The sequence below is a fragment of the Phyllobacterium sp. 22229 genome (genome assembly GCF_052056495.1).
GTDB classification, from domain to species: Bacteria; Pseudomonadota; Alphaproteobacteria; order Rhizobiales; family Rhizobiaceae; genus Phyllobacterium; species Phyllobacterium myrsinacearum.
In genome coordinates, this window is record NZ_JBQEPA010000013.1 from 98,378 (window position 1) to 119,914 (window position 21,537).

At 61.4% G+C, this 21,537-nt stretch carries 19 protein-coding genes; 10 read left to right on the forward strand and 9 right to left on the reverse strand.

All coding sequences use genetic code 11. The features are described 5' to 3' along the window. From ACTJJ7_RS16995 to ACTJJ7_RS17010, 4 genes are all read right to left on the reverse strand, one after another. Complete coding sequence (locus tag ACTJJ7_RS16995; protein ID WP_130270013.1) at positions 1-1,827, reverse strand: aminopeptidase P family protein; 1,827 nt, start codon at positions 1,825-1,827, stop codon at positions 1-3. 168 nt (positions 1,828-1,995) lie between these two features. Next, on the reverse strand, positions 1,996-2,877 hold the full coding sequence (locus tag ACTJJ7_RS17000; RefSeq protein ID WP_440968249.1) for a 50S ribosomal protein L11 methyltransferase: 882 nt from the start codon (positions 2,875-2,877) through the stop codon (positions 1,996-1,998). A 26-nt stretch (positions 2,878-2,903) separates the two neighbouring features. Next, positions 2,904-3,497 (reverse strand): SCO family protein, encoded by a 594-nt coding sequence (locus ACTJJ7_RS17005; protein ID WP_440968250.1) that lies wholly within the window; start codon positions 3,495-3,497, stop codon positions 2,904-2,906. 34 nt (positions 3,498-3,531) lie between these two features. Beyond that, the gene (locus ACTJJ7_RS17010; protein WP_165401842.1) at positions 3,532-3,693 is read right to left on the reverse strand and encodes a hypothetical protein; all 162 of its coding nucleotides are present in this window, start codon (positions 3,691-3,693) and stop codon (positions 3,532-3,534) included. A 68-nt stretch (positions 3,694-3,761) separates the two neighbouring features. Here ACTJJ7_RS17010 and ACTJJ7_RS17015 point away from each other — a divergent pair, with 68 nt between their 5' ends. Both ACTJJ7_RS17015 and ACTJJ7_RS17020 read left to right on the forward strand, forming a co-directional pair. Further along, positions 3,762-4,394, forward strand: a complete 633-nt coding sequence (locus ACTJJ7_RS17015; protein ID WP_130270017.1) for a DapH/DapD/GlmU-related protein — start codon at positions 3,762-3,764, stop codon at positions 4,392-4,394. Positions 4,395-4,477: 83 nt separating this feature from the next. Continuing rightward, positions 4,478-4,960, forward strand: a complete 483-nt coding sequence (locus tag ACTJJ7_RS17020) for a CreA family protein (protein ID WP_105732216.1) — start codon at positions 4,478-4,480, stop codon at positions 4,958-4,960. Positions 4,961-5,160: 200 nt separating this feature from the next. Here the strand turns inward: ACTJJ7_RS17020 and ACTJJ7_RS17025 are convergent, their stop codons facing one another. Then, positions 5,161-7,602 carry an ATP-dependent helicase gene (locus ACTJJ7_RS17025; RefSeq protein WP_105733067.1) on the reverse strand — a complete coding sequence of 814 codons (2,442 nt, stop codon included), beginning with the start codon at positions 7,600-7,602 and terminating at the stop codon, positions 5,161-5,163. A gap of 243 nt (positions 7,603-7,845) precedes the next feature. On the opposite strand from ACTJJ7_RS17025, the gene ACTJJ7_RS17030 reads away from it, so the two are divergent. Both ACTJJ7_RS17030 and ACTJJ7_RS17035 read left to right on the forward strand, forming a co-directional pair. After that, positions 7,846-10,176, forward strand: a complete 2,331-nt coding sequence (locus ACTJJ7_RS17030; protein WP_440968251.1) for a glucose/quinate/shikimate family membrane-bound PQQ-dependent dehydrogenase — start codon at positions 7,846-7,848, stop codon at positions 10,174-10,176. Positions 10,177-10,417: 241 nt separating this feature from the next. Then, a complete protein-coding gene (locus ACTJJ7_RS17035; RefSeq protein ID WP_440968252.1) occupies positions 10,418-10,957 on the forward strand; it encodes a glyoxalase superfamily protein in 540 nt (179 codons plus the stop codon). 49 nt (positions 10,958-11,006) lie between these two features. Here ACTJJ7_RS17035 and ACTJJ7_RS17040 read toward each other — a convergent pair whose 3' ends face one another. Next, on the reverse strand, positions 11,007-11,477 hold the full coding sequence (locus ACTJJ7_RS17040) for an Lrp/AsnC family transcriptional regulator (RefSeq protein WP_105732219.1): 471 nt from the start codon (positions 11,475-11,477) through the stop codon (positions 11,007-11,009). A gap of 146 nt (positions 11,478-11,623) precedes the next feature. Here ACTJJ7_RS17040 and ACTJJ7_RS17045 point away from each other — a divergent pair, with 146 nt between their 5' ends. From ACTJJ7_RS17045 to ACTJJ7_RS17070, 6 genes are all read left to right on the forward strand, one after another. Next, a complete protein-coding gene (locus ACTJJ7_RS17045) occupies positions 11,624-12,535 on the forward strand; it encodes a DMT family transporter (RefSeq protein WP_440968253.1) in 912 nt (303 codons plus the stop codon). 41 nt (positions 12,536-12,576) lie between these two features. Continuing rightward, positions 12,577-13,479: a dienelactone hydrolase family protein gene (locus ACTJJ7_RS17050; RefSeq protein ID WP_440968254.1), complete on the forward strand. Its 903-nt coding sequence runs from the start codon at positions 12,577-12,579 to the stop codon at positions 13,477-13,479. Positions 13,480-13,577: 98 nt separating this feature from the next. After that, complete coding sequence (locus ACTJJ7_RS17055; protein ID WP_130270025.1) at positions 13,578-14,531, forward strand: hypothetical protein; 954 nt, start codon at positions 13,578-13,580, stop codon at positions 14,529-14,531. A gap of 8 nt (positions 14,532-14,539) precedes the next feature. Then, a complete protein-coding gene (locus ACTJJ7_RS17060; protein WP_105732222.1) occupies positions 14,540-14,899 on the forward strand; it encodes a DUF2185 domain-containing protein in 360 nt (119 codons plus the stop codon). 172 nt (positions 14,900-15,071) lie between these two features. Further along, on the forward strand, positions 15,072-16,481 hold the full coding sequence (locus ACTJJ7_RS17065; RefSeq protein ID WP_105733069.1) for an FAD-binding oxidoreductase: 1,410 nt from the start codon (positions 15,072-15,074) through the stop codon (positions 16,479-16,481). Positions 16,482-16,522: 41 nt separating this feature from the next. Next, positions 16,523-20,356: an AsmA family protein gene (locus ACTJJ7_RS17070; protein ID WP_440968255.1), complete on the forward strand. Its 3,834-nt coding sequence runs from the start codon at positions 16,523-16,525 to the stop codon at positions 20,354-20,356. A gap of 89 nt (positions 20,357-20,445) precedes the next feature. Here ACTJJ7_RS17070 and ACTJJ7_RS17075 read toward each other — a convergent pair whose 3' ends face one another. From ACTJJ7_RS17075 to ACTJJ7_RS17085, 3 genes are read right to left on the reverse strand one after another with little or no spacing between them, the layout of a single operon-like run. Further along, positions 20,446-20,676, reverse strand: coding sequence for a ribbon-helix-helix domain-containing protein (locus tag ACTJJ7_RS17075; protein WP_105732224.1), 231 nt, complete (start codon positions 20,674-20,676; stop codon positions 20,446-20,448). Then, positions 20,673-20,876 (reverse strand): DUF4169 family protein, encoded by a 204-nt coding sequence (locus ACTJJ7_RS17080; protein ID WP_440968256.1) that lies wholly within the window; start codon positions 20,874-20,876, stop codon positions 20,673-20,675. The genes ACTJJ7_RS17075 and ACTJJ7_RS17080 overlap by 4 nt, the downstream gene beginning before the upstream one ends. A 9-nt stretch (positions 20,877-20,885) precedes the next feature. Next, on the reverse strand, positions 20,886-21,470 hold the full coding sequence (locus tag ACTJJ7_RS17085; RefSeq protein ID WP_105732226.1) for an SspB family protein: 585 nt from the start codon (positions 21,468-21,470) through the stop codon (positions 20,886-20,888). Between the last annotated feature and the right edge of the window lie 67 nt (positions 21,471-21,537).

A 21,537-nucleotide genomic window follows, 5' to 3' on the forward strand; every position in this document is an offset into this window, starting at 1 on the left:
TCATCCGAGCGGTTCGGTTGCCTTGATCAGCCAGTCGCGGTCGGCAGCAACGGTGTGCGGCAGCAAGGCCGCGCGCACCTGTGCGTGGTAGGCATCAAGCCATACCAGTTCTTCCCGGATGAGCAGGCTGGTATCGATCAGCCGCTTGTCGATGGGACACAGCGTGATGGTCTCGAAACCCATCATCGGGATATCGCCGCCTTCTGGCACGGCCAGTTCCGTAACGATGAGCAGGTTTTCCGTACGGATGCCGTAACCGCCCGGCTTGTAGTAGCCGGGTTCGTTGGACAGGATCATTCCCGGCAGCAGTTCATGCGTACCGCGCCTGGAAATGCTTTGCGGCCCCTCATGCACGGACAGGAACGAGCCGACGCCATGGCCGGTGCCGTGGCCATAATCATAGCCCTGCTTCCACAGGGCGATGCGGGCGAGCACATCGATGTCCATGCCGCGCGTGCCCTTGGGGAAACGCGCGGTGGTGATGGCAATCACGCCCTTGAGCACAAGGGTGAATTTGCGCTTCATGTCCTCAGTCGGCTTGCCGACGGGCAGGGTGCGGGTGATATCGGTCGTGCCGTCACGGTACTGGCCGCCGCTGTCGATGAGATAGAGTTCGCCGTCCTGCAATTTGCGGTTGGACTGGGTGTTGACGCGGTAATGGGCAAAAGCGCCATTCGGGCCTGCGCCGGAAATGCTGTCGAAGGAGAGGTTTTCGAGCGGCATCTGGAACCCTTCGGCCACGGTGCGGCGGGTTTCCTCCAGCTTCTTTGCCGCATCGATCTCGTCGATGGTGCCGGGTGCCTGCGCGTCGACCCATGCCAGGAACGACACCATGGCAACGCCATCGCGTTCGTGCGATTTGCGCGCGCCCGCAAGCTCCGCCGCGTTTTTCAGGGCGCGGGGCAGGCGGGCGGGGTCCGTACCTTCAACAACCCTGCCGCCGGCAGCTTCGATGACGAGCCGCAGTTTTTCCGCCGCCAGCGCAGGATCGAGCATCACGGCCTTGCCCTGTGCGCCGAGGCTGGCCACATCGGCCTCCAGGGCGGATGGCGGGCGCAACGCCGAAAGCTGGGTGAGATAGGCCTCCGTTTCGATGGGCAGCTTGCGCTTGTCGATGAAGAGCAGTGGTTCGCCCGATACGGGGATGATGGCAAAGGACAGCGGCAGCGGCGTGTTGCTGACATCATTGCCGCGAATGTTGAAGGCCCAGGCGATGGAGGAGGGATCGGTCAGGACCGTTGCGTCGGCCTTGGCCTTTTCCACCGCTTCGGCCAGTTCCTTCAGCTTGTCGCTGGCGAGTTTCCCGGCATATTTTTCCGGCTGGATCGTCACGGCTTCGAGCGGCGGGGCCGGCTGGTCCTCCCAGACCAGATCGACCAGATTGTCCTTAACTGCAACCAGCGTGCCGCCATTGGCTTCCAGCGCTTCGCGCAATGCCTTGGTCTCGGCAATGGTGTGCAGCCACGGGTCGAAGCCGATGGTCAGTTTCCGGCCGCTGTTGCGCAGCCAGACCGGCGGCGGCGTTTCCACCAGGCTTTCCACGCTGAAAACCGCAGGGTCGGTCTGCTCGGCCGCCTGCAGCGTGTAGCGGCCGTCGACAAACAGATGCGCCTGTTTCCTGAGGACAAGCACAACACCGGCAGAGCCGGTGAAGCCGGTCAGCCAGGCCAGGCGCTGCGCACGCGGCGGTACGTATTCGCCCTGGTGTTCGTCGGCACGGGGAACAAGAAAACCGTCAAGGTTGTGGGCTTCGAGTTCGGCGCGCAGCTTGGCGACGCGCGGGGCGCCGGTGGCCGGATTACTGACGACCTCAAACGACTGGAACATGGTGATGCAAACCTCTGCTGTTGGGTGATGGAACCTATCTTTCGATCACGGCGGAGGCAATGGAGGCACGCGGTTTGCACCGGGTTTTTCAGGACGGCATGCGCCGAAGAACCAAGCACATCATCTACGATGTCTGGGATAAAGGGCAGCTTTCGCTGCCCTTTTTGTTCAATACGTCGATTTTGCCTTGAGGTGCAGGGTGACCCAGCCCTCGCGCCGCAGCGTCTTCTGGTGGAACAGGCCCTGCACGCGATAGGCGGCCAGCACCTTGTCGCGCTGGGTTTCCAGAATGCCCGAGAGAATGAGCGAGCCGCCCCAGGCCAGATGCTTGCGCATCTCGGGCGCGAGCTGCATGAGCGGGCGGGCGAGAATATTGGCGACGATCAGGTCGAACGGCGCGGCAAAGCGCATGGCCGGGTGATGGAAGCCTGTGGCGGTCTCAGTCTGGACGCGTGCAGCAACGCCGTTCTTCACCACATTGTCCTGCGCCACCGCGACGGCCACTGGATCGATATCGGTCGCCAGAACCGGAATGGGGGCAAGCTTGGCAATGCCGATGGCCAGCACCGCGCTGCCGGTGCCCAGATCCAGCGCATTGCGCGGATGTTCGCGGCGGATGACTTCGCCGATCATGTCGAGGCAGCCGGAGGTGGTGCCGTGGTGGCCGGTGCCGAAGGCAAGACCGGCATCGATCTCGATGCCGAGATCGTTGATGCGGCGCTTGTCGCGGTCATGCGATCCATGCACGAAGAACCGTCCGGCGCGCACCGGCGAAAGGCCTTCGAGCGAATGGGCGACCCAGTCTATATCGGGGACCTGTTCGCGCTGTACATCGAGACCGAAGGCATCGGCGGCCAGAATGTCGCGGATGCGCGGCTCGATCTCGTCAGGTTCGAACGTATAGACAGAGACCTCGAAGATTTCCGCATCCTCGTCCACTTCGAAAGTGGAAATCGGCAGGCCATCCTCTTCAAAGGCGAGCTGCAACAGATCGAACACGCGGTCGGCTTCGATCTTGCCAGCGGTGAGGAACAGGCGGGTCTGGGTCATCGGGTCGTGTACTTTCGGGATGGTCTCTAGCTCTTGGCCAGACGTTTCAGCTTGGCGACAGCCGTATCAGGATTTTCGCCATAGGCAATGGTGCCGAAGAAACCGCCCTTGCTATCCAGAAGAAAGACCGAGGCGGTGTGGTCCATGGTGTAGTCGCTGCCCTCGGTCGGCACCTTGCGCGCATAGACGCTGTAACCTTTGAGCATTGCCGCCATCTTGTCGGGATCGCCTGTTATGCCGGTGATACGGTCCGAAACATTGCCAACATAGGTTTTCATGACGTCAGCGGCATCGCGTTCGGGATCGACGGTGACGAAATAGGCGTTGATGTTCTGGCCTTCGGGCCCGAGCTGCTTCAGCCATGCATCGAGTTCGAACAGGGTGGTGGGGCAGATTTCCGGGCAATGGGTGAAGCCGAAGAACACCGCCGACGGCTTTTGTCGGAACGCAGCCTCGGTCACAGGCTCGCCGTTCATGGTCACGAGCTGAAACGGTACGCCGAAGGGACCGGCATTGGCAGAGCCCGGCTGGTGGCGGTAGGACTGGAACGTGATCCATCCGGCCGCGGCAGCCAAGAGCATGATTGCCACGACAAGAAATGGCATCAGACGTCTGTTCATAGGGACATTTCCTCCGGGGGCAGGGTGGATGCAGCTACATGCACCAGGAAAGACCAGCCTGGATCAGCGACAGGAAGATCGCATCGCCATGGTTGAACCATGCGGCAAAGGTCGCGCCCGTCGCCGCGGCTGCAACAAGCGCCAGGGTGGTATAAAGCGTCAATTGCGATGGGCTGATGGAATAGGATGATTTCATGCGGGGATTATAGGATTTCACCGGCATTTATGCAAAAGAATTGCCGCACCCTTATTTGAGAAAGCACGATGGCTGATCCCGACGACCTCCGTTTCCAGAATCCCGAACCGCGCATCCACCCGACGGCACAGCTCAAGGGCGTCAAGCTCGGCCGTTTCGCCGAGGTGAGCGAAAGGGTGATCCTGCGCGACGTGACGATGGGGGATTTTTCCTACATCGAACGCCACAGCGAAGGCATCTATGCGGATATCGGCCGCTTCTGCTCCATTGCGTCGAATGTGCGCATCAACGCGCTGGAACATCCGATGGAACGGTTGACCACCCACAAGGTGAGCTATCGCCCCAACGAGTTCTTCCGCTATCAGGGCGTCGATTTCGGTTTCCGCGCCCGGCGGCAGGCCAAGCGCGTCAGCATCGGCCATGATGTGTGGATCGGCCATGGCGCCGTCATCATGCCCGGTATCAGCATCGGCCATGGCGCAGTGATCGGCGCCAATGCGGTGGTGACCAAAAACGTGGCGCCCTACACCATCGTCGCGGGCAATCCGGCACGCCTGATCCGTCCGCGTTTTCCAGCCGCCATTGCCGAGCGCCTGATGGCGCTGGCGTGGTGGGACTGGCCCGCGACGACGATTTTCGAGGCTATCCCCGACATCCAGTCGCTGAGCATCGAGGATTTTCTGGCGAAGTGGGAACGATAGGCGCGGCGGGCCGTTCTGCTTGCAATTCCACGCCGCCATATCCAACTGTGTCTGGCAAGCCCAACCCTTTCAGGAGATTCTCGATGAAGCATATGCTCGCTGCTCTGGCCCTTCTGGGCGCCGCCATCCTGCCGGCTCAGGCGGAGGAGGTCGGCAAGGTCGGTGTGGACTGGCTGGGCAATGACATCGTCATCGATGCGGTCGCCGACCCGAAGATCCAGGGCGTGACCTGCCATCTCGCCTCGTTCTCACGCGGCGTCATCGACCGGCTGCAGAAGGGCAACTGGTTCGAGGACCCGTCCAATGCCTCGATCTCCTGCCAGCAGACCGGCCCGATCGTCATCGGCGACATCAAGCTGGGCGAGGGCGGCGAGCGGGTGTTTTCCGAGCGCACCAGCCTGATCTGGAAGAAGCTGAACATCACCCGCATCTACGACAAGCAGAACAATTCGCTGATCTATCTCGCCCATGCCAGCCAGGTGCAGGACGGTTCGGCCAAAACCTCGATCTCGACCATTCCGTTGTTTGCAGGGAATGTCACCTGGACCAAGGGCAAGCCGGAATAGGTTTGGGGTGTTTTCGTTGGGTTTACACCCCCCTCTGTCCTGCCGGACATCTCCCCCACAAGGGGGGAGATCAGCTTTCACAGCTGTTTCGGCTAATCTTCAACATTGAAAATTAAGTAAAATCACTGATGTCGATGTGATCTCCCCCCTTGTGGGGGAGATGGGCGACAGCCCAGAGGGGGGTGAAGGAACCCAGCCCCTCAGATCTGCTTCACAAAACTGTCGAGCACGCGTTTCTGTCCGGCCTTGTCGAAATCGATGGTCAGCTTGTTGCCTTCGATGGACGAGACATTGCCGTTGCCGAACTTGATGTGGAACACCCGGTCGCCGACATCGAAATTCGACGGGGTTTCGCTGACGGATTTGGCAACCAGCTCGCCGTCGATCATGCGGCCTTTGACCGAGCCGCGTCCGGCGCCGTGGCCGGAATCCGTCTCGCCATAGCCGATGCGCTCGACCTTTGCGCCGGAGCGCGAGCCCCAATTGTTGCGCGTGGCGTCAGAACGGTTCTGCTGGGCGCGCTGCCAGCCGGGGGTGGAATAGGTATTCTCGAACGGATCGGCGCGGTCGAAACGCGACTGGCCGTAGCCACCGCCGGAGCCGTATCCGCCATAGGAATTGCCCGTTGCAACAACTTCCACGTGCGCTTCCGGCAGTTCCTCGAGGAAACGGGAGGGGATGGTCGACTGCCAGAGCCCGTGGATGCGCCGGTTGGAGACGAACCAGATATGCAGGTTCTTCTTGGCACGGGTCAGGCCGACATAGGCAAGCCGCCGCTCTTCCTCAAGGCCGGAGCGCCCGCCCTCATCCAGCGCACGCTGGTGCGGGAACAGGCCTTCCTCCCAGCCGGGCAGGAAGACGGTTTCGAATTCCAGCCCCTTGGCCGAATGCAGCGTCATGATGTTGACCGCATCGAGATTTTCGTTCTGCTCGGCATCCATGACCAGAGCCACGTGTTCGAGGAAGGACCGCAGCGACTCATATTCCTCCATGGAGCGGATGAGTTCTTTGAGGTTTTCCAGCCGGCCCGGCGCTTCCGCCGAGCGGTCGGCCTGCCACATGGCGGTATAGCCGGATTCGTCGAGAATCATCTCGGCCAGCTGGGTGTGTGGCGTTGAATCAATCAGCGATTGCCAGCGATGAAAATTTTCAACCACTTCGCGCAGCGCGGAACGGGGTTTGGGCTTCAGTTCTTCCGTCTGCACCAGATCGGCGGCGGCATCGAGCATGCCGATATCGCGGGCGCGGGCATAGTCATGCACCTGCCGCACGGCGGCTTCACCCAGGCCGCGCTTGGGTGTGTTGATGATGCGCTCCAGCGCAAGGTCATCGGACCCCTGGGCCACGACGCGGAAATAGGCGAGGGCATCGCGGATTTCGAGGCGCTCGTAGAATCGCGGTCCGCCAACGACGCGGTAATTCAGGCCGAGGGTGACGAAACGGTCTTCGAACTCGCGCATCTGGAAGGAGGCGCGCACGAGGATCGACATGTCATTGAGATTGTGACCCCGGCGCTGTGCCTGCTCGATTTCCTCGCCGACCGCGCGGGCTTCCTCTTCGGAATCCCAGGCGGCGTGGACATTGACCTTGGCGTCTTCGGCATTCGGCGCATCGGTGAACAGGGTTTTGCCGAGGCGGCCCTCGTTGTGGGAAATGAGGAAGGACGCGGCACCGAGAATATGCGCCGTCGAACGGTAATTGCGCTCCAGCCGGATCACCACCGCACCGGGAAAATCCTTTTCGAAGCGCAGGATATTGTCGACTTCCGCACCGCGCCAGCCATAGATCGACTGGTCGTCATCGCCGACGCAGCAGACATTCTTCGAGCCCTGCGCGATCAGGCGCAGCCACATGTACTGGGCGGTGTTGGTATCCTGATACTCATCGACGAGGATGTAGCGGAATTTGGCGTGATATTCCTTCAGCACATCCGGATAGGCGCGGAACATGCGGATGGGGTGGCAGAGCAGGTCGCCGAAATCGCAGGCATTGAGTGTCTTCAGGCGGTTCTGATAGGCCGTATAGAGCTCGCGGCCCTTGCCATTGGCAAAGGCGCGGGCATCGCCCTCGGGGATTTCCTCCGGACCGAGGCCCTTGTTCTTCCAGCCGTCGATCATCAGCGCGAACTGCTTGGCGGGCCAGCGCTTGTCGTCGAGCCCTTCGGCCTGAATGATCTGCTTGATCAGGCGGATGACGTCATCGGTGTCGAGAATGGTGAAATCCGAACGCAGGCCAACCAGTTCGGCATGGCGGCGCAAGAGCTTGACGCCGATGGAGTGGAAGGTGCCGAGCCACGGCATGCCTTCGACGGCACCGCCGACGAGAACGCCGATGCGCTCCTTCATCTCGCGCGCCGCCTTGTTGGTGAAGGTCACCGCAAGAATCTGGCTGGGATAGGCCTTGCCGAGGGAGAGGATATGGGCGATGCGCGAGGTCAGCACGCGCGTCTTGCCGGTGCCCGCACCCGCAAGAACCAGCACAGGCCCTTCGGTGGTTTCAACCGCAAGGCGCTGTTCGGGGTTGAGGCCATTGAGATAGGGCGGGGCGGCGCGTGCCTGCATGGCGCGTGCAGCTATGCCCTGGGGCTGGCGAGGCGCATCAGGTTCATCGAAGAACGGTATATCGTCGGGCAATCCGGACATGTCACTCCAATGTAGTGATTCGGTATCGAAAAACCAGACCGATCCGATACAAAGCAAGAACATACAGCATTTAGCGGAGAGTTTCCCCTGAAACTTGCGATTGAAATTTGCAATCGTTGATATTGCACCGTTCTGAATTAAGGCATACGCCTAGGTTAGAGAGGAATCTGGCAGCCGATGGCCCGTTCGCAGCCTCATGTCAGGACCATTCGATCTTGATTGAGCTTGGAAAGGACCCCTACCATGGCAATCACTCTGACGGCTCTCCTTTTTCTGATCATTGCGGCTGCCCTTGGTGCGGGCGGTGTCTGGCTCGCCATCCTTGGCGGCAGCTGGTATTATGTCATCGCGGCGCTCGCCTTTCTCGTCACGTCCATTCTTCTGTTCCGGCGGCGCTCGTCTGCTTTGCTGGTCTATGCGCTGCTGGTGATCGGCACGCTGGGCTGGGCCATCTGGGAAATCCGCTTCGACTGGTGGCAGCTGGCCCCGCGCGGCGGCGTGATCATCCTGCTGGCGCTGTGGCTTCTGACACCCTGGGTGCGCGGGCGGCTGACCCGTGCCGATGCTGAAACTGCCTCGCTGGGGGCAGCGCCGTTGTGGCTGGCCGTTCTGGTGGCACTCGGGGTTGCCGGTTATTCCATGACCCAGGACCCGCTCGATCTTCCCGGACAGCTGAGCCGGGAGGCGGTCACCACCACGCCCGATCTCGGCGGGGTGCCCAATGATGACTGGCATTTCTATGGCCGCAGCCTCTACGGCCAGCGCTATTCGCCCTTGAAACAGATCACGCCGGACAATGTTGGCAAGCTGCAGGTTGCCTGGACCTACCAGACCGGCGACGTGCGCCGTTCCACCGATGTGCCCGAGACCACCTATCAGGTCACACCGCTCAAGGTGCGCGACACGCTCTACATCTGCACGCCGCATAATTTCGTCATTGCGCTCGATGCCGCGAGCGGCAAGGAAAAATGGCGCTTCGATCCGCAGGTGAAGGACAATGACGACCGCCAGCACCAGACCTGCCGCGGCGTGTCCTATTATGCCGATGCCACCGTCGCGGCCGGCCAGCCCTGTGCAGAACGGGTCTACATGCCCACAGCAGATGCCCGGCTGATCGCGCTTGACGCGGCCAATGGTCAGGTCTGCCCGGCCTTTGGCGACAAGGGCACCATCCATCTTGAAACCGGCATGCCCTACAATCCCGCCGGGTATTACTATTCGACATCGCCGCCGGTCATTGCCGCCGGCAAGATCATTGTCGGTGGCGCGGTCAATGACAATTACTCGATCCACGAACAATCGGGCGTCATCCGCGCCTTCGATATCAATACGGGCGCGCTGGTGTGGAACTGGGACTCCGGCAATCCCGATGTGACGACGCCGCTGCCGGAAGGGCAGAAATACACCGCCAATTCGCCCAACAGCTGGTCGATCTCCAGCGCCGATGAAAAGCTCGGGCTCATCTATGTGCCGCTCGGCAACCAGACGCCGGACCAGCTCGGCGCCGGGCGGTCGGCCAATGTGGAGAAATTCTCCTCCTCCATCGTGGCGCTCGATCTCAATACCGGGCAGATGCGCTGGGTGCGCCAGACGGTGCATCACGATCTCTGGGACATGGATGTGCCCTCGCAGCCAAGCCTTGTCGACATCAACACCGCAAGCGGGCCGGTCCCGGCGCTGGTCGGTCCGACAAAACAGGGCGATATCTATGTGCTCGACCGGCGCTCGGGCGAACCGATCATTCCGGTCGAGGAGGTGCCTGCGCCCGGTGGTGCCATCGAGGGGGATCACACCTCACCGACCCAGCCGGTTTCCGGCCTGACATTCATGCCGCGCCCGCTGCAGGGCAAGGATATGTGGGGCGTGACGCTGTTCGACCAGCTGGCCTGCCGCATCAACTTCCTCAAGCTGCGGTATGAGGGGCGCTATACACCGCCATCGCTGCAGGGCTCACTGATCTATCCCGGCAATTTCGGCGTGTTCAACTGGGGCGGCGTGGCGGTCGATCCGGAGCGGCAGGTGATGTTCGGCATGCCGACCTATCTGGCCTTCACCTCGCGGCTCGTGCCGCGCGCCGATGTCCCGGCACCGGGTGCCGGTACAAAGGGCAGCGAGCAGGGGCTCAACCGCAATGAAGGCGCGCCCTATGCGGTGGTGATGGGCCCGTTCGTCTCGCCGCTCGGCCTGCCATGCCAGACCCCGCCCTGGGGCTATGTGGCGGGGGCGGACCTGCGGACCGGCAAGATCGCCTGGAAGCACCGCAATGGCACGGTGTATGATTCCTCGCCGCTGCCCCTGCCGCTCAAGGTCGGGGTGCCGGGGCTGGGCGGCCCGATCATCACGGCGGGCGGCGTCGCGTTCCTCGGCGCAACGGTCGATAACTATCTGCGTGCCTACGACGTGACCACCGGCAAGCAGCTGTGGGAAGGGCGTCTTCCGGCGGGCGGACAATCCACGCCCATGTCCTATGCGCTGGGTGACGGACGGCAGTTCGTTGTCATCGTTGCCGGCGGGCATGGCTCGATCAACACCAAGGCGGGCGACTACGTCATCGCCTACACCCTGCCGAAATAAGCAGGGCACACGACAGGAGCCTCCCCGGCCAGGTCCGGGGAGGCTCCTGTTGACTTTCTTATCCCGTTGACGCTGCACAAAACTGCTTATATCAATTGATGCGGCAGATACGGCCAGCCGCTCGCGGGGTTTTAACCCATGGTGAATGTATCGGACAAAGCTGCGTTTCATCCTTTGCATGGTGAACGGGTCGGCAATGCGGGCACTGACTTTCCGCGTTCACCCCTACGAAGGATAGACGATGCGTACATTTCATGACGCCAAGGCGATGGCCAAATCGCTGCGACAGGCGCTTGCCGCCAAAAATATCGAGATTTCACACAGCGACGGTCTGGAACTTGTTGCGGCCGGGTTCGGTCTCGACAATTGGAACGTGCTTGCGGCAAAGATCGCGGAGGACGGGCCCGCGCCGAAGGGAGCCATCTCTTTTGGAGCGGCCAACCCGATCCTGCGGATTTTCGACGTTGACAAGGCCAAGGAGTTTTACCTGGACTATCTCGGCTTCACCCTCGACTGGGAGCACCGGTTCGAGGACAACATGCCGCTTTACTGTCAGGTGACGCGCTCCGGCCTGACGCTGCATCTGAGCGAACATTCCGGCGACGCCAGCCCCGGAGCCCGGGTTTTCGTGCGCATGACGGGGATTGAAGCCTTTCACAAGGAGCTTCATTCCAGAAACTACCGCTTCATGAAGCCAGGTCTTGAGGAAGCGCCCTGGGGGCGCGAAGTGCACGTGATCGATCCGTTCAGCAACCGGATCAGCTTTTGCGAAGACAAGTAGGTTTTGCTGCGAGGCAGCGCCGGAGCAGTCCGGCGCTGCCTCGCATTCGTTAACGCTGCGGCAGTTTCAACGGGCTGCCCGCTTTGATGGTGCGGATGGCGAAGTTGGAGCGGATATCGGCAATGCCGGGCAGCACAAGCAGTTTTTCCGTCAAAAAGCGCTCATAGGCGCTCAGATCCTCCACCACCACCTCAGCCAGAAAATCCGCTGTTCCCGATATCAGGAACGCGCCCGTCACTTCCGGCATGGCAATGAGAGCGGCCTGCTGGGCGTCGGAATTTTCCCGGCTGTGCTGGCCGACCTTGATCTCGACGAATACGGTCAGGCCAAGCCCGACCTCCTTGCGGTCGATATCGGCACGGTAACCGCGGATGACGCCGGATTTTTCCAGGTTGCGGATGCGGCGCAGGCAGGGCGAGGGTGACAGGTTCACCTTGTCGGCGATCTCGACATTGCTTGCCCGCGCATCGGTCTGCAACGCTTCGAGGATGCCGATGTCAAATTTATCCAGATTTGGCATAAGTCACCTTTTTGTCAGGCATATCTTCCTGAATATTGCTGAAATGCTAGTCAAAGTGGCATGAACTTGCAAGGACATGCCCCGGCATCCCGCGCTAATCTCCTGTCAACAGCAGTCCACGGGACTGATTTTGAAAGGATATTGCGATGGTCGCCCTTGTTCAGGACTACAAGACATCCCCTTCCTCCGGCGCCGGCTATGCCGGTGCGCTGGTTACTGTTTTCATCTGGGCCACATGGATCGTCGCCACGCGCCACAGCAGCGGCACGCCTCTCGGCACGGTCGACCTTGGCCTGATCCGCTATGGCGTGCCGGCGCTGGTTCTGTCTCCCGTCTGGTTGCGCACCGGGCTTATCCCGCGCAATGTGCCGCCGCTCCTCGTTGCGGTCATGGTTTGCGGCGCGGGCGCCCTGTTCTTCCAGATCACCACCTTTGCCATCCATTCCACACCGGCATCCGCCGTCGGCGTGCTGCTCGGCGGATCGATGCCGCTGGCGGCCGCCCTGATCGGCATGGTTGTTTTCGGCGAGCGGCCCGACCTGTCGCGCAGTCTCGGGCTTGCAGCCATTGTCGGCGGCCTTGCCATCCTTTTGACCCGCGCCATTGCCGGACATGACATCACCTGGATCAGTTTCGTGTTTCTCCCGCTTGGCGCCTTGCTGTGGGCCGGCTACACCCACGCCTTCCGCCGTTCCGGCCTCAGTGCCCTGGAGGGCGGGGCACTCATCGCCGTATGGTCGTTCATCATCCATGCGGGGCTTGCCCTGGTTTTCGGCACGACGCTTGCCAGTGTGCCGCTGGCTGAAATCGGCCTGCAGTTTCTCAGTCAGGGCGTGCTCTCCGGACTTGCCGCCATGCTGGCCTACGGCATTGCGGTTCGAGCCCTCGGCGGCAGCCAGGCAGCGGCCTTCAGCGCCCTCACGCCTGTCCTTGCCGCATTTGGTGGCGCCATCTTCCTTGACGAGGCGGTCGGCGTCTGGGAAATTACCGCCGCAGTGATGACTGGACTCGGCGTTGCGCTCTCCACCGGTGTCCTTTCCCATCGCCTGAAAGGGTGATGGGAAACGGCGGGGGTTTGATGGCCCGGCAGTCCTTTTCGATGGAAAGAGCCACAATGGACAAGCCGAAGAAAACTCCTACGATCAGTCAGGCCATGGTCGATGCCTATGATGAATACACGCACCTGACCCTCGACCGCCGCTCCTTCATGGACAAGCTCGCCAAACTGGCGGGGTCCGGCGCCGCTGCCGCTGTCATCGCACCGATGCTGGCGGCCAATTCGGCACAGGCTGCGGTTGTCGCATCCGACGATCCGCGGCTGCTCACCAAGGACGTCATTCATACCGGCCCGGCGGGAGACATGAAGGGCTATAGCGTACGCCCGACCGACACGACGGCGAAACTGCCGGTGGTCGTGGTCATTCACGAGAATCGCGGTCTCAACGGCCATATCCGCGATGTCGCCCGGCGCATGGCGCTGGAAGGCTTTACGGTTTTTGCACCGGACTTTCTGTCCTCGGCCGGCGGCACGCCTTCGGACGAAGACAAGGCGCGCGACCTGATTGCCAATCTCGATCCCGAAAAGACCATTGCCGAAGGCGTCGAGACGATCTCCTATCTCAAGGCGGTCAAGTATGCCAATGGCAAGGTCGGCGTCATGGGCTTTTGCTGGGGCGGCGGACTGGTCAACGATCTGGCCGTCCATTCGCTGGATCTCGATGCCGGGGTGGCCTATTACGGCCGCCAGCCCAAGGCCGAGGATGTCGCAAAAATCAAGGCGCCGCTGCTGCTGCACTATGCGGGCCTCGATACGCGGATCAATGCGGGCATTGACGGCTACAGAAAAGCGCTTGAGAACAACGGCAAGACGTTTGACATCGAGGTCTATGACGGCGTGAACCACGCGTTCAACAATGATACGTCCACCGCCCGCTACAGCAAGGAAGCGGCCGATCTCGCCTGGGGCCGGACAGTCGCGTTCTTCAAGAAATATCTGAGCTGACGGCACCGCACATTTCCCGTGCCCGTGAAACCAATGGCTTGCCAGACCGTTCCGGGCACTGCTAGTCACAACAACGGAACGCGACGGGAAATGCCTTCATGCGCTATATAACTGCCTTTCTGGTCTTCATGGTGATATCGCTTGCGCACATGCAGGCGGGCTTTGCGCAGGAGGCTGTTTTCCCGGAAGGCTCCAGCGTCGGCCTGGTTGTCCCCAGGAACATGCAGCCGTCGTCGACATTCAGCGGCTTTGAAGACCCGGCGATGGGCGCGACCATTGTCCTGACCGAACTGCCGGTGGATGCCTATGCGCAAATCTCCGCCAAGTTCAATGCGGAAGGTCTGGCGCCCACGGGCATCGTTGTCAGCGGTGCCGCACAGGACTGGCAGGTCAAGGGCGCGTCGGCGGCCAAATATATTCATGGCAGCCAGATTGCCTCCGGTATCAGATACCGCAAATGGATTGTCCTGTCGCAGGCACCGACAACCACCACGATGGTCACCATGCAAATTCCCGACGGCGTTGCCGGCGCCCCATCGGATGCGGATGTCGAAGACACATTGCGCTCGATTGCCGTGCGCACCCCGCCAACCCTTGAGGAACAGATCGCGGCCCTGCCGTTCAAGGTGGGTGATCTCGCCGGATTTCGTCCGATCCGCGCCATTGCCGGGGCAACCTATCTCCTGACCGACGGACCGCAGGACGTTCCCGCCAGCGCAGCGCAGCCGGTGATCATCATCGCGTCCAATCTCGGCAATGCGCCCGAGGCTCCCTCACGCATGGATTTTGCCAGAAAGGCCTTTGCATCGCTGACCGGGATCAAGGATGTCCGCTCGGACAATGAAAGCAGCGCGCCGGCCGATGGCGGGGAATGGGTGGATATTGACGGCAGCGCCAAGGATGCGACGGGCGGCGACCCGCTCTATGTTGCCCAGGTCGCCCGGTTCGCCGGTGACCGCTACGTTCGCGCGATCCTGATCGTGCGCGCCAGCGAGAAGGATAAATTTGCCGAGCGTTTCCGCAGGCTGGCCAAGTCGCTGACGATCAATTAAAATCGGGCATGGATAAAACCTATCGACTCAGCAAAGACGAGATACGGCCATTGGTCCGCAATTACGGCGGCTGTATTGCAACCGATACGATCACAATTGACGGCTATCCCGTGCGCTTCATGTACCGCGAGGATCCCGACAACCCACTGGACAGCGGCTGGCGCTTTCTCTCGGGCTTCGAAAGTGACGACTATATGGAAGACCCGGAGAACAGCGGGATTTTCGACGTCAACACCATCGCCAATTACGATCCCAGCATCATCCCTCTGCTCGACTCGCCTGTTGGCAGCGTGTTCGAGCGGACCGGCGAACAGGAGCGCTTTGTCCGGGTCACCGACTGGGAACCCAGCGATGACGATGAGGAGTGAAGGGCGGTGCCCGGATCAACCGGCATAACAATATTGCATTGATTATCTCACTGACTTTCTTTCCCAACCCTTGCGGTTCTCTCACACAGAGTTACAACTGGACAAGTCGCGTGCACTGACTGAAAATGCACGCGAATTGGACGAATCCTCGATTGGAATTCTGGAGACCGGAATGGCATTGGCTGATGCAGGAGCAATGGCGCGCAATGAAAATGGTATTGCGACCGTTGTTTCGATTCTTAAGAAAAGGTTTGGTGACAACGCGCAGACGGGCAAATCCATCCGCGAACAGCATGGCCACACCACCAGCTATGTCCCGAACCAGGCCCCCGATCTCGTGGTTTTCGCCGAAACGACCGAAGACGTTCAGGAAGTGGTGCGTCTGTGCAGCGAGTGGCAGGTGCCTGTCATTCCGTTCGGCACCGGCACGTCGCTGGAAGGCCATGTGAATGCGCCGGCGGGCGGCGTTTCCATCGATCTGTCGCGCATGAACCGCATTCTCAAGGTCTATACGGAAGACCTTAACGTCGTGGTCGAGCCGGGCATTACCCGCAAGGAACTCAACGAATATCTGCGCGATACCGGCCTGTTCTTCCCGATCGATCCGGGCGCCAATGCCAGCCTTGGCGGCATGGCCGCCACCCGCGCTTCGGGCACCAATGCCGTGCGCTACGGCACCATGCGCGAAAACGTGCTGGCGCTGAAAGCCGTCATGCCGGACGGGCGCCTGATCAGCACGGCAAAGCGGGTCAAGAAGACCTCGGCCGGGTACGATCTGACCCGGCTGCTCGTCGGCTCCGAAGGCACGCTCGGCATCATCACCGAACTGACGCTGAAGCTCTATGGCATTCCGCAGGCGATCTCCGGCGGAATCTGTGCGTTTCCGGATCTCGAAAGCGCCTGCAATGCGGTGATCGAGACCATCCAGATGGGCATTCCCGTGGCGCGTATCGAGCTGGTCAACAGCCTGCAGATGCAGGCGATGATCAATTATTCCAAGCTTGATTATCCGGTTGCTCCCTATCTCTTTGTCGAGTTCCACGGCAGTGACGCCGGTGTGGCCGAACAGGCGGAACTTTTCGGCGAGATTGCAGCGGCCAATGGCGGCGGCGCATTCAAATGGACGGCCAATCTGGAAGAGCGGGAAAAGCTGTGGTCGGCGCGGCACAATTCCTACTTTGCCTGCATGACGCTGGCGCCCGGAAAGCAGTCGCTGTCGACGGATGTGTGCGTGCCGATTTCGCGCCTCGCCGAATGTATTGTCGCAACGGAGAAGGATATTGCGGCGAGCGGGCTGATCGCACCGATTGTCGGCCATGCGGGCGACGGCAATTTCCACGTGCTGATCCTGTTTGACGACAAGAATCCGGAGGAAATCCAGAACGTGGAAGCCTTTGTCGAGCGTCTCAATCTCAGGGCGATAGCTATGGATGGGACCTGCACCGGCGAGCACGGCATCGGCCAGGGCAAGATAAAATTCCTCCGGCTCGAGCTTGGCGGCGCGGTCGACGTGATGGAATCGATCAAGCGGGCGATCGATCCGGGCAATATCATGAATCCCGGCAAGATCTTACGCCTGTAACTTTGCACGTTGATTCCGCATCTTCGCCCAATTTGTGAACGGTGCGGTGTATATGGTGCTCAACGCGTAGGAATGGAGCTGAAACACTGGCGCGCCTTTTTGTTCTGATCGGCGGATTACTGGTACTGGTGCTGACGGCGGCACTGGTGGTGCCGTATTTTGTCGACTGGGCCGGTTACCGCTCTTCGTTTGAACGGGAGGCATCGGCGCTTCTCGGGCGGCGTGTCACGGTTGCCGGAACGGCCAGTGCGCGGCTTCTGCCGTTTCCGTCGGTGACCTTCTCCGACGTCAAGGTTGGCGATCCCGGATCGGCGCCGGTCATGACGATCGACAAGTTTTCGATGGATGCGGAACTTGCGCCGTTCCTGCGCGGCGAGATTCTCATTTTCGACATGCGGCTGGAGAAACCGACCGCGTCAGTCAACATCGACCGCAACGGTGTGATCGACTGGGCTATCCGGCCGCAGACATCGTTCGGCTCGACGCAGGTCAAGCTGGAAAACGTGCAGATCACCAATGGGTCCGTGGTGGTGCGCGATGCCTCAACCGCGACGGTGCGCACTGTGAACGACCTCAATGCGACGGTGTCGGCGACCAAGCTCAGCGGGCCATGGAAATTCGACGGCACGCTGCTGTTCAACGGGGAGCGGACCAGCGTCTCCGCTTCCACCGGGCAGTTGAAGCCGGATGGCTCGCTCAACGTGCATGCCCGTCTGACACCGGATGGCATTCCGGCGGTGCTTGAGACCGATGGCGGGGTGACGCTTGACAAGGGCGCGCTGAAATATGCCGGCAGCATCAATATCCGTTCGGCTGACGAGACAGCGCCCAAAGCAGCGGCTGCGGGCAAGGGGACGCCAGCCGAAGGCAAGCCGCTTCTCTCCAGCGTGCGTGTGAGCGGACGCTTCGAAGCCGATCATGCCAGCGTGACAATTCCGGAGTTCCGCATGGAGCAGGGGACGGTTGACGACCCCTACATCGTCAATGGCAACGCGCTTTTCGACTATGGCAACAACCCCCGGTTTGAAATCAAGGCGGATGGCCAGCAGGTCACCTTCGACAACCAGAACGAGGACAGCAAGGGCAGCAAGCCGACGCCGCACACGGCGGCGCAGCGGCTGGGCGTGTTCCGCCGCCTGATGGACCAGCTGCCAATTCCTACGGTTCCGGGCAGCATCGATCTGAAACTTCCGGCCATCGTGGCGGGCGACACCACCATCCGTTCGGTGCGGATCGATGCGGAACCCTCCGGCGGCGCCTGGAAGATCAACCAGCTGCGCGCGGAACTGCCCGGACGAACCCAGTTCGAGGCCAGCGGCATGCTGCAGATCGGCAAGGATTTCGGCTTTGACGGAAAGCTGCTCGTCGCATCGCGCCAGCCCTCGGGACTGGCTGCCTGGCTGACCGATACGGTGGATGAATCGATCCGGCGGCTGGCGGGGGCGGGTTTTTCCGGCGATGTGAAACTGCACGACGACCTGCAGCGCATCGACAATCTGGAAGTGGCGCTTGGCGGCGCCTCGCTGAAGGGATCGCTGATCCGCAGCGCCAAGGGCGAATCGGTGCCGCTGACCCAGCTGACACTGGACGGCGGTGCGCTGGATGGCGATGCGCTGGAAGCTTTCGCCGCCATCTTCGGCCGCAACACGCCGTCAGAGGCGGGCAAGGGCGCGCCGCAACTGGCGGGTGAAGATCTCGATGTGCGCGTGAAGGCCGGGCCGGTCAGTCATGGCGGGCTGGTGGCCGAAACGCTCGATACCGGCTTTCGCCTGCGCGACGGCGTCTTCGACATCGACCGCCTGACCGTGGGCAATGTGTCCGGGGCGACGATTACTGCAACCGGCAAGATCGCGCCGTTCAAGGCCGAGCCTTCCGGTTCGCTCGATGCAACGGTTCTCTCGGATGACATGGCGCCTTTCGTTGCGGCACTGGCGGCGCAGTTTCCCGACTTCCCCTTCCTGGCGGCCCTCAATGAGCATGCGGCCAGATTTCCTGGACTGTTTGAGGCAACGGAGCTGAGCATCATCGCCAATGCGCTGCATGGCAAGGATGCTGCCGATGAGTTTTCGCTGAGTGCGGCGGGGAAAACCGGCGGCATGGATATCACGCTTTCCGGCACCACCAGCCAGGGCACCGACAAGTCGCGCGTGCTCGAACTGACGATGAATGCGCGCACGGATCACGGCGAAAATGTGATGGCCCTGATGGGGCTTCCGGCGCTGCCGCTCGGCCTTGCCGGTGAGCTGGAGGCGGACCTGGCCCTGAAAGGCAATGGCAAGGACGGCATCCAGACACAGCTTGCGCTCAAAGCGCCGGATGGCCAGGCTCTTGTCGATGGCAGTTTGCGCAGCACCAACGGCCTATTGAACGGCGAAGGGCGGGCGTCGATCAAGGCCAGCGATCTGGAACCGTATCTTGCCACGGCCGGCTATTCGCTGCCGGGATTTGGCAGTGGCATGCCTGTCGACATGGCCAGCAGCTTCCAGCTTGCCAAGGGCCGGCTGGTGCTGCCGGATCTGAACGGCAAGGTGCATGATACAAAGATTGCCGGCCGTCTCGATCTCGGCGTGAACAACGGCATTCCCGATGCGCAGGGCAATCTGACGCTTGGCAGGGCCGATCTTCCCGCGGTGGTACAGTTCATGCTCGGCACCGGCGCCATCGATGCGGGCGGGCAAACGCACTGGCCCAAGGAAGCCTTTGCCAAGGCGCCGCTGTTCCCGGCCGATTTCAATCTCAAGATCAAGGCCGATGAAGCCGACGCCGGTGTTCTCGGGCGGGTTGGCAAGCTTCAATCCACGGTATCGCTGAAAGACGGCTATCTGCGCCTCGACGATACGCAGGGAGAGGTTCTCGGCGGCAACGTCAAGGGAACATTCGAGCTGCGCAACACCAGCGGCACCGGTCTTGCGGCCGGCCAGTTCACGCTGGAGCAGGCCTCCCTCGATGATCTCTACACGCCTGACGACCATGAGCCGCTGATGGGGACAGCCAAGATCGTCGCCTCGGTCAATGCAACCGGCACCTCCATCGCCGACATGATGGCATCGGTCGCCGGTTCGGGCGTTGTTTCCGTGGATGATCTGGCCATCGACACTATCAATCCCGGCGCGCTCAAGCCCATTCTGGGCGATGCCGACGGGCTGTCGGGCCCGATCACCGCCGATGCGGTGAACGGCGTGATCGGCAAATATCTGCATGCGGGACCGTTCAATGCGGGCGCGGCGGAGTTTGCCTTTACCATTGCCGGCGGCACGGCGCGGACATCGACGTTCCAGCTGAAAAGCCCCGGCGCAACCCTGAATGCCGATCTGCGGCTCAACCTTCCCGACATGACCATGGCTTCGCAGGGCCGTTTCTCGTTCGATCCGGGCAAGCTGGTGGTTGCTGGTGCCGAGCCGGTCGTCGAGTTCAAGGGCGAGGGGCCGTGGCGTGCGCCGAAATGGACGCTGAACCGTCAGCCGCTGGAACAGTTCCTGACGCAGCGCACGCTGGAGCGCGAGCAGCAGCGCGTCGAAACCATGCAGGCATCGCTGGTTGAAAAGCAGCGGCTGCGCCGCGAGGCCCTGCTGTATCAGAGCAAGGCTACGGAGCGGCAAAGGCTTGCGGAAGAAGCACGGGTGAAGGCGGAACAGGAAGCGGCTGACAAGGCCGAAGCCGAGCGGCAGGCGGCGGAACGGGCTGCGGCCGAGAAAGCCGCGGCGGAAAAGGCGGCCGCCGAAAAGCAGGCCGCGGAAGAGGCGGCCCGGAAGGTCCGCGAGCAGACGCCCCCTCCCAGCGGCGGGGCGCAGATGCCGCCGCAGCAGGGAAGCGGTGCCCTCAACAAGCAGTCCGTGGACGATTTCCTGAAGACGCTGGGGCCAACGGTCGAGTAGAGGCTGGCGGATTGTGGATGCGCTTTCACCCCCCTCTGTCCTGCCGCCCAGAGGGGGGTGAGCACAACACCGCGAATCAAATCAGAATCTTAGGGAGCTGTCTTCATCCCGTTCATTACCCAGTCGAGCACGTAGATGCGCAGGGCCGAGGACAGGTTGGAATTGCGGTCGCGGCCCTCGTCGATCTCGGCAATCAGGCGGGCCAGCGTGATCTTGCGGTCGTCCGCGATGGACGTGATGATCGCATAGAAGGGGTCTTCGAGGGAAAAACTGGTGCGATGCCCGCGGATCGTCACGGAGCGTTTGCGGACAAGACTCAAGGCTTGTCCTTGCCGGGCGGCACATCGGTCTCAAGCCGGTTGCCGTCGAGAAACAGCTCCGTCCTGCGGTTCACATTGCGGTCAAACTGCTTCTCGGTTTTGGTGCGGCCAAACACAATCCGGTTCTCGGCCGCACTTTGTTCCTTCGCGTCCTTCGCCTTGCGCTTTTTGAATTGCCGCAGGTTGACGATGTCGGCCATGGGGGTGCGTTACTTCTTCTTCCGGAATGAATCCAGGGAAACCACCGACGCCGATGCCTTCTCGCCGGCTTCGTCGCGCGGAGCATCGGCTTTGTCGCCACCCGCCTTGGCAGGCTTCTTGGCGGGTTTGGCCGCGGGTTTCGGCTTGGTGCCGGACGTTACGGTCTTCGGCTTTTCGGCGGGCTGTACAGGCGCAATGCTGGTTACGCCCTGATCATTGTCGCCGACGGTTTCTTCCACCTCAACGTCGAACTCCAGTTCGAAGTTGACGGAGGGATCGTAGAAGCCGCGAATGGCGGAGAATGGCACCACGAGGCGTTCCGGCACATCGCCGAAGGACAGGCCGACCTCAAACAGGGTGTCCGTGACCTGCAGGTCCCAGAACTGGTGCTGCAGGACGATGGTCATCTGCTCGGGATATTTTTCGTGCAGGCGCGTCGAAATGCGCACGCCTGCCGCACCGGTCAGGAACGTGACGAAAAAATGATGGTTGCCAGGAAGACCAGCCTTGGCAACTTCGCCAAGGACTTTGCGGATAACGCCGCGCAGCGCTTCCTGGGCCAGTATATCGTAACGGATCATATCTTGTGGCATGCACTCTTATCCCATGGATTCGCCCCTCTCTGTCAAGCAGAGATGACAAACGCGTTTGAGCCATTAT

Excerpts from the sequence above, each read along its gene's own strand:
- ACTJJ7_RS16995 (WP_130270013.1), bottom strand. The coding sequence starts at position 1,827 with ATGTTCCAGTCGTTTGAGGTCGTCAGTAATCCGGCCACCGGCGCCCCG.
- ACTJJ7_RS17000 (WP_440968249.1), bottom strand. The coding sequence starts at position 2,877 with ATGACCCAGACCCGCCTGTTCCTCACCGCTGGCAAGATCGAAGCCGAC.
- ACTJJ7_RS17005 (WP_440968250.1), bottom strand. The coding sequence starts at position 3,497 with ATGAACAGACGTCTGATGCCATTTCTTGTCGTGGCAATCATGCTCTTG.
- ACTJJ7_RS17010 (WP_165401842.1), bottom strand. The coding sequence starts at position 3,693 with ATGAAATCATCCTATTCCATCAGCCCATCGCAATTGACGCTTTATACC.
- ACTJJ7_RS17015 (WP_130270017.1), top strand. The coding sequence starts at position 3,762 with ATGGCTGATCCCGACGACCTCCGTTTCCAGAATCCCGAACCGCGCATC.
- ACTJJ7_RS17020 (WP_105732216.1), top strand. The coding sequence starts at position 4,478 with ATGAAGCATATGCTCGCTGCTCTGGCCCTTCTGGGCGCCGCCATCCTG.
- ACTJJ7_RS17025 (WP_105733067.1), bottom strand. The coding sequence starts at position 7,602 with ATGTCCGGATTGCCCGACGATATACCGTTCTTCGATGAACCTGATGCG.
- ACTJJ7_RS17030 (WP_440968251.1), top strand. The coding sequence starts at position 7,846 with ATGGCAATCACTCTGACGGCTCTCCTTTTTCTGATCATTGCGGCTGCC.
- ACTJJ7_RS17035 (WP_440968252.1), top strand. The coding sequence starts at position 10,418 with ATGCGTACATTTCATGACGCCAAGGCGATGGCCAAATCGCTGCGACAG.
- ACTJJ7_RS17040 (WP_105732219.1), bottom strand. The coding sequence starts at position 11,477 with ATGCCAAATCTGGATAAATTTGACATCGGCATCCTCGAAGCGTTGCAG.
- ACTJJ7_RS17045 (WP_440968253.1), top strand. The coding sequence starts at position 11,624 with ATGGTCGCCCTTGTTCAGGACTACAAGACATCCCCTTCCTCCGGCGCC.
- ACTJJ7_RS17050 (WP_440968254.1), top strand. The coding sequence starts at position 12,577 with ATGGAAAGAGCCACAATGGACAAGCCGAAGAAAACTCCTACGATCAGT.
- ACTJJ7_RS17055 (WP_130270025.1), top strand. The coding sequence starts at position 13,578 with ATGCGCTATATAACTGCCTTTCTGGTCTTCATGGTGATATCGCTTGCG.
- ACTJJ7_RS17060 (WP_105732222.1), top strand. The coding sequence starts at position 14,540 with ATGGATAAAACCTATCGACTCAGCAAAGACGAGATACGGCCATTGGTC.
- ACTJJ7_RS17065 (WP_105733069.1), top strand. The coding sequence starts at position 15,072 with ATGGCATTGGCTGATGCAGGAGCAATGGCGCGCAATGAAAATGGTATT.
- ACTJJ7_RS17080 (WP_440968256.1), bottom strand. The coding sequence starts at position 20,876 with ATGGCCGACATCGTCAACCTGCGGCAATTCAAAAAGCGCAAGGCGAAG.
- ACTJJ7_RS17085 (WP_105732226.1), bottom strand. The coding sequence starts at position 21,470 with ATGCCACAAGATATGATCCGTTACGATATACTGGCCCAGGAAGCGCTG.